Source organism: Achromobacter sp. 10T422, from assembly GCF_056394065.1.
Genome location: NZ_JBFTHD010000026.1, coordinates 1 through 788, shown reverse-complemented (window position 1 = coordinate 788; position 788 = coordinate 1). Strand labels below are relative to the sequence as shown.

1 protein-coding gene is annotated in these 788 nt (G+C 59.0%); it reads right to left on the bottom strand.

All coding sequences use genetic code 11. The annotated features are described in order from the left end of the window. Positions 1 to 788: VCBS domain-containing protein (locus tag AC1DB0_RS29810; protein WP_476758825.1), on the bottom strand; the 788-nt coding region annotated here is incomplete at both ends.

Genomic DNA, 788 nt, shown 5'->3' with positions numbered 1-788 from the left:
CTTGTTGGCGTTGTCGAGGTTGTACGTCCAGTTGCCCGACCCATCGACCGAGAACGAACCATAAGCACCCTTGCCGTCGTTGTTTACGGTCCAGGTGTGCGTGTCAGTCGTATCAACATCAGCGACATCAATCTTGCCGGTGGCAACGAGCGTGCCGTCTTCGGTAACCGCACCGTCAGCCTTGCCGGTCAGAACGGGGGTGTCGTTCGTACCGACGATCGTGACGACCACTTGACCCGTCGTGCCATCCGCCGTTGTGACGGTGAACGTCTCCGTCAGGGTCTTGCCCGCGCCCAGGCCTTGAACGGCTGGGTCGTTATTGGTCAGGGTGTAGTTCCACTTGCCATCGGCGTCGATGGAGAAGGTGCCGTGCTGACCGGCTGCGTTGGTCTGCGTTTGGAAGACSGCTTGACCTGCATCCGGATCGGTCACTTCCAGCTTGCCGCCGGTCGTAAGCGTACCGTCTTCGGTGACCGAACCCTTGTCATCACCCGGTTGAGCCGGGGTGATGATGGCGCCGTCATCCGTACCGTTGATGGTGACCGTGATCGCCTTGTCGACGATTCCGCCGTTGCCGTCGTTGACGGTCACGGTGAAAGTTTCGGTGATCGATTCGCCGGACTTCAGACCTTGAACGGTCTTGTTGGCGTTGTCGAGGTTGTACGTCCAGTTGCCCGACCCATCGACCGAGAACGAACCATAAGCACCCTTGCCGTCGTTGTTTACGGTCCAGGTGTGCGTGTCAGTCGTATCAACATCAGCGACATCAATCTTGCCGGTGGCAACGA